General features: G+C 64.2%; 4 protein-coding genes. All 4 read left to right on the top strand.

Annotation, left to right across the window (positions count from 1 at the left end; genetic code table 11):
• Nucleotides 1-199 precede the first annotated feature (199 nt).
• The 4 genes from VZ95_RS16180 to pyk all read left to right on the top strand — a co-directional run bounded on the left by VZ95_RS16180 (nt 200) and on the right by pyk (nt 5494).
• A complete protein-coding gene (locus VZ95_RS16180; RefSeq protein WP_045776779.1) occupies nt 200-1411 on the top strand; it encodes an aminotransferase class I/II-fold pyridoxal phosphate-dependent enzyme in 1212 nt (403 codons plus the stop codon).
• Nucleotides 1408-2598 carry a DNA translocase FtsK 4TM domain-containing protein gene (locus tag VZ95_RS29805; RefSeq protein WP_045776778.1) on the top strand — a complete coding sequence of 397 codons (1191 nt, stop codon included), beginning with the start codon at nt 1408-1410 and terminating at the stop codon, nt 2596-2598. The genes VZ95_RS16180 and VZ95_RS29805 overlap by 4 nt, the downstream gene beginning before the upstream one ends.
• Nucleotides 2486-3976, top strand: a complete 1491-nt coding sequence (locus VZ95_RS23205) for a DNA translocase FtsK (protein WP_456297708.1) — start codon at nt 2486-2488, stop codon at nt 3974-3976. The genes VZ95_RS29805 and VZ95_RS23205 overlap by 113 nt, the downstream gene beginning before the upstream one ends.
• Nucleotides 3977-4075: 99 nt before the next feature.
• Entirely contained in the window at nt 4076-5494 is a 1419-nt protein-coding gene (gene pyk, locus VZ95_RS16165) for a pyruvate kinase (RefSeq protein ID WP_045776777.1), read from the top strand.
• The last annotated feature ends 47 nt before the right edge of the window (nt 5495-5541 follow it).

The raw sequence follows: 5541 nt of genomic DNA, 5'->3' as shown, positions 1-5541 counted from the left end.
KATCGGTTTCCTATTTAACGGCTTGTCAGGATTAGTTGACGATTCGGCCCGTCTTACGCATCATAGGACCCGAAAATCAAATTAACACATTGCTTTAAGTTAAGTGATTTTTGTGTTGTAAGACAAAGCTCTGGATGGCATTCTTAGTCCAACGTCATAAAGCGCTGTCGGGGTGCTTTGGCGGCTTATGGGCTAGAAAATGCTTAATGATCGACTCGATGATTTAGGGGATTATCCGTTCCGGCGCTTAGCGGCGCTGCTGGCGGATGTTACCCCGCCGACCGATCCGGCCCCGTTGCTGCTGTCCATCGGCGAGCCGCAACTGCCCGCGCCCGCGCTGATGATGCCGGCCCTCACCGCCGCCCAAGCCGGTTTCACCAAATATCCCCCCGCCGCAGGCTCCCCCGATTGGCGGCAGGCGGCGGCCGGGTGGCTGACGCGGCGCTATCATTTGCCCGAAGGCTTTATCGATCCCGACCGCCACTTGGTCCCGGCCCCTGGCACGCGCGAGGCGCTGTTCCTGCTCGGGCTTACGGCGATTCCGACGCGCAAGAATGGTCAGACCCCCGCCGTGGTGATGCCGAACCCCTTCTATCAGGTCTATGCTGGGGCGGCGGTCTTGGGCGGGGCGGAGCCGGTCTTCGTCGATGCGACCGAAGAAACCGGCTTTCTGCCCGACCTCGACGCGCTGACGCCGGAGCTGCTGGCGCGCACGGCAATCTTCTACCTTTGCACCCCCGCCAATCCGCAGGGCACGATTGCGCCGCTATCCTATCTGCGCCGCCTGCTGGCATTGGCGCGGCAGTATGATTTCGTGCTGGCGCTTGATGAATGTTACGCCGAAATCTATGTCGCAACCCCGCCTGCCGGGGGGCTGGAAGTGGCATTGGAAACGGGGACGCTCGATAATCTCGTCACCTTCCACTCGCTCTCCAAACGCTCCAGTCTGCCGGGCCTGCGCTCGGGCTTCGTTGCGGGCGATGCCAAGCTGATTGCGGCGTTAACGCGGGTGATGGAATACGGCGGGGCAGGGATGCCGCTGCCCATCCAGGCCGCCGCCGCAGCCCTGTGGCGCGACGATGCCCATGTGGAAGACGTGCGCGCCGTCTATCGCGCCAATTTCGCAGCATCCGAGCGGATCATCGGCACCCGCTGGGGCCGCTTTACGCCGCCGGGCGGCTTCTTTCTGTGGTTAAACGTTGACGATGGCGAAGCGGCGACCCGCGCGCTGTGGCAACACGCCGGGCTGAAAGTTCTGCCGGGCCGCTACCTCGCGCGGGACCAGGCCGATGGTCATAATCCCGGCAGTGCCTATATCCGCGTCGCCCTGGTGCATCCGCCGGAGGTGACCGAAGCCGCGTTACGTCGCCTAACCGATTGTCTTGACCGCCATGAGGGGCAAAACCAATGACCGATTTCGCCAGTGGTAAGGGCCGCGCCGCCCTGCTGCCTGTCGGGGCCGATAAGTTTATCGTGCGCCGGGTGGAAGAGACGAGCGGTCTGCTGCTGCTGCTGCTGGCAGCGGCGATGTTCCTCGCCTATCTCAGCTATTATCCCGCCGACCCCTCGCCGCTGAAGGCCACGGGCGGGCCGGTGCGCAATCTGCTGGGCGGCTTTGGCGCGACGGTGAGTGATATCGGCCTGCAAACCCTCGGGCTGGCGCATCTGGGATTAATCGGGATTCTGGCGGCCTGGGGCTGGCGCTTGTTCGCCGATCATGGCCTAACGAAAATGTGGCTGCGCGTTTCCTTGCTGCCGCCGACGCTGATCTGCGCGGCGCTGGCGGCGGGCGCCTTGCCGCATGGAATCGCCTTCGGGTTGCCGTCCGGCCCCGGCGGGGTTATTGGCGAGTTGGCATTCAAACCGATCAGCGCCCTGGGGCCGATGATCGGCGGGGCGAGCCGTTCGACGATTGGCCTGATTGCGGCAGGTTTCACCGGCTTCTTGGGCATTTGGACGCTCGGCTTCGGCGGGCGCGAGTGGCGCGAGTTCCGCAAACAGGTCAGCCAACTCCGTGCCCGCGCCCAAGGCATGCCGATGCCGTCGCGCCCCAGTTTCGACGTGCCGTCGATTTCAGTAAAGGTGCCGCCGATTGCCTCGGGCCTCGGTGGGCTGTTGAACCGCAAAAAGGCGGCGGTGAAACCCGTCAATCCCTTCCTGAAACCCGGCCCGGAAGGCCAGGGTGAACGGGCCGAACCGCGCTTCGGGCGGCCCGTCACCGCCGCCGATGCGCCGCGCGCGACGCCGGTTGAGACTCCCAGCGATTTCGATGCGCCCGCCTTCGTCGCCGCCTCGCGGACGGAGACCGTGCAAGTGCCGCGCGCTGAAGCCGCGCCGATTGCCGCGCCAAAACCTTCGACCGAAACCGTCACGCAAAAGCGCGTGCCGACGAAGGTGGAGACCAAGGCGGGCGGCTTTCAGCCCACGGCTTACCCCGGCCTGCCGGAGCCCTCGGGCGATTACGCGCTGCCGCCGATCAACGTTTTTGCTAGAGCCGCCCGCCGAAACCGCGCTGCCGTCGCCCGCCGCGCTGGAGCAAAACGCGCGCCTACTGGAGTCGGTTCTGGAAGATTTCGGCGTGCGCGGCGAAATCGTTAACACGCGCCCCGGCCCGGTGGTGACGCTGTATGAACTCGATCCCGCGCCCGGCACCAAATCGGCCCGCGTGATTGGCCTTGCCGAAGATATCGCCCGCTCGATGGCGGCGATTGCCGTGCGCATCGCCACGGTGCCGGGCCGCACCGTTATCGGCATCGAAGTGCCGAACGCCCGCCGCGAGACCGTGTTCTACCGCGATGTCCTAACCCATCCCGATTTCGCCGACCCCGCGCGCCGCCTGCCGCTGGTGCTGGGCAAGGATATCGGCGGGACGACCGTGATCGCCGATCTCGCGAAAATGCCGCATCTGTTGATCGCGGGCACCACCGGTTCGGGCAAATCGGTCGGCATTAATGCGATGATCCTGTCGCTGCTGTATCGGCTGACGCCGGAACAGTGCCGCCTGATTATGATCGACCCGAAGATGCTGGAACTGTCGGTCTACGACGGGATTCCGCACCTGCTGACGCCGGTCGTCACCGATCCGAAGAAGGCCGTGGTGGCGCTGAAATGGGCCGTCCGCGAGATGGAAAACCGCTACCGGGCGATGGCGAAACTCGGCGTGCGCAATATCGAAGGCTATAACACGCGCTGCGCCGAACTCACCGACAGCGGCGCGTCGCGCACCCGCCGGGTTCAGGTGGGGTTCGACGAAGTGACCGGCACGCCTTTGTTTGAAGACCAACCGCTGAACCTCGATCCGCTCCCCTACATCGTCATCATCGTCGATGAGATGGCCGATCTGATGCTGGTGGCGGGCAAGGAAATCGAAAGCACTATTCAGCGCCTGGCGCAAATGGCGCGGGCTGCGGGCATTCATCTGATTATGGCAACGCAGCGGCCCTCGGTCGATGTCATCACCGGCACGATCAAGGCGAATTTCCCGACGCGCATCAGCTTCCAGGTGACGAGCAAAATCGACAGCCGCACCATCCTTGGCGAATCCGGGGCGGAGCAACTCTTAGGGCAGGGCGATATGCTCTATATGGCGGGCGGCGGGCGCATTACCCGCGTCCACGGGCCGTTCGTGTCCGATGCCGAAGTCGAGCAAATCGCCCAGTTCCTGCGCGGCCAGGGCGAACCCGCCTATGTCGATGCCGTGCTGGAAGAGGATGAGGAAGCGGCTGCCGCCAGCAGCGGTGAGGGCGAGAGCGACGGCGACGGGCTCTACGATCAAGCCGTCGCCTTGGTCGCCCGCGAGCGCAAAGCTTCGACCAGCTTCATTCAGCGGCATCTGCAAATCGGCTACAACCGCGCCGCCCGATTGGTGGAGCGGATGGAATCTGAGGCGTCGTCAGCGGGGCAAACCATGTCGGCAAGCGCGAGGTGCTGGTCCCGAAGCGCTGAAATCTCTTTTGCGTGTGCGAGCAAACTGTAGTGAGCAATACGCTCACTACAGAATAACATATTGATTTCACTTGATAATTTCTCCCATTCCGACGACAGTGGCGCGATAAAACCCGCCTGGGAGGATGGAATGCGTCGTGAAGGCTGTACCCGGATTGTGGCGACCTTGGGTCCGTCAAGCTCGACCCCCGAACGGATCGCCGAGCTGATTAAAGCCGGGGCCGATGTCTTCCGTCTCAACTTCAGCCACGGCAGCCACGAGGATCACGCCGAGCGCTTTCGGACCGTGCGCGCCGTTGCGGCGCAACTCGGTCGCCCCATCGGCATTCTTGGGGATTTGCAGGGGCCGAAGCTGCGGATTGCGACGTTTGCCGAGGGGAAGATCGAGCTAAAAGCCGGGGATGGCTTCCGGCTGGATCTGGACCTCACGCCCGGCACCCAAACCCGCGTTGGCATGCCGCACCCCGAAATTTTCGCCGCCGTCGCGCCGGGGCAGGATTTGCTGCTGGATGACGGCAAGGTGCGCCTGCGCATCACGCAAGCGGGCACGGATTTCGTTGAGACCGAGGTGATTACCGGCGGGGCGCTGTCGAACCGCAAGGGCGTGAATGTTCCCCATGCCGTCATCGATCTGGCCGCGCTGACGGAAAAAGACCGCAACGATCTCGCCTTTGCGCTGGAATTGGGCGTCGATTGGATCGCGCTGTCCTTCGTGCAGCGCCCGCAGGACGTGGCCGAAGCGCGCAAGATTATTGCCGGGCGGGCAGGGGTTCTCTCCAAGATCGAGAAACCGTCGGCCATCGAGCATCTCGACGATATTATCACCCTGTCGGACGCGCTGATGGTGGCGCGCGGCGATTTGGGTGTGGAACTGCCCCCCGAGGATGTTCCGGCTCTGCAACGGCGCATCGTCCGGGCCTCGCGCCGGGCGGGGAAGCCCGTGGTCGTGGCGACCCAGATGCTCGAATCGATGATTACCGCGCCGACGCCGACGCGCGCCGAAGCCTCGGACGTGGCGACCGCCGTTTACGATGGGGCGGATGCGGTGATGCTCTCGGCGGAAACGGCGGCGGGGCAATATCCGGTCGAAGCCGTGAGCATCATGGAGCGCATCATTCGCCGCACCGAGCGCGATAGCCTCTATCGCACGCTGATGATGGCGGAAGTTCCGACCCACGACGAAACGGCCTCGGACGCCGTGGCGGCAGCGGCGGCCCAGGTGGCGGAAACCATCAAGGCGGCGGCGATTGTCACCTTCACCTCCTCGGGCCTCACGGCGTTGCGGGTGGCGCGCGAACGGCCCAGCACCCGGATTCTGGCGCTGACCTCCAAGCCCGAAACGGCGCAGCGCTTGGCGCTGGTGTGGGGGCTGCACCCGGTCGTCTGCGACGATTGCCGCGAGTTCGACGATATGGTCGCCATCGCCTGCCGCGTGGCGCGCGATGTTGGCATCGCGCTGCCGCTGCAAAAGCTCGTGGTGACGGCGGGGGTGCCATTCGGCACGCCGGGGGCCACGAATATTTTGCGTATCGTGCGGGTTGAGGCGTAAGATAAAGCCTTAGAATTGAGCGAGGTTTTATCGAATGTCCCGCCCCC

Source organism: Elstera litoralis (genome assembly GCF_000963705.1).
In the GTDB taxonomy this organism is placed as follows: Bacteria; Pseudomonadota; Alphaproteobacteria; order Elsterales; family Elsteraceae; genus Elstera; species Elstera litoralis.
This window is presented reverse-complemented; position numbering and strand designations above follow the sequence as displayed.

What these genes read in the sequence shown, in the direction of transcription:
- pyk (WP_045776777.1), top strand. Translation starts at nt 4,076, where the DNA reads ATGCGTCGTGAAGGCTGTACCCGGATTGTGGCGACCTTGGGTCCGTCA.
- VZ95_RS16180 (WP_045776779.1), top strand. Translation starts at nt 200, where the DNA reads ATGCTTAATGATCGACTCGATGATTTAGGGGATTATCCGTTCCGGCGC.
- VZ95_RS29805 (WP_045776778.1), top strand. Translation starts at nt 1,408, where the DNA reads ATGACCGATTTCGCCAGTGGTAAGGGCCGCGCCGCCCTGCTGCCTGTC.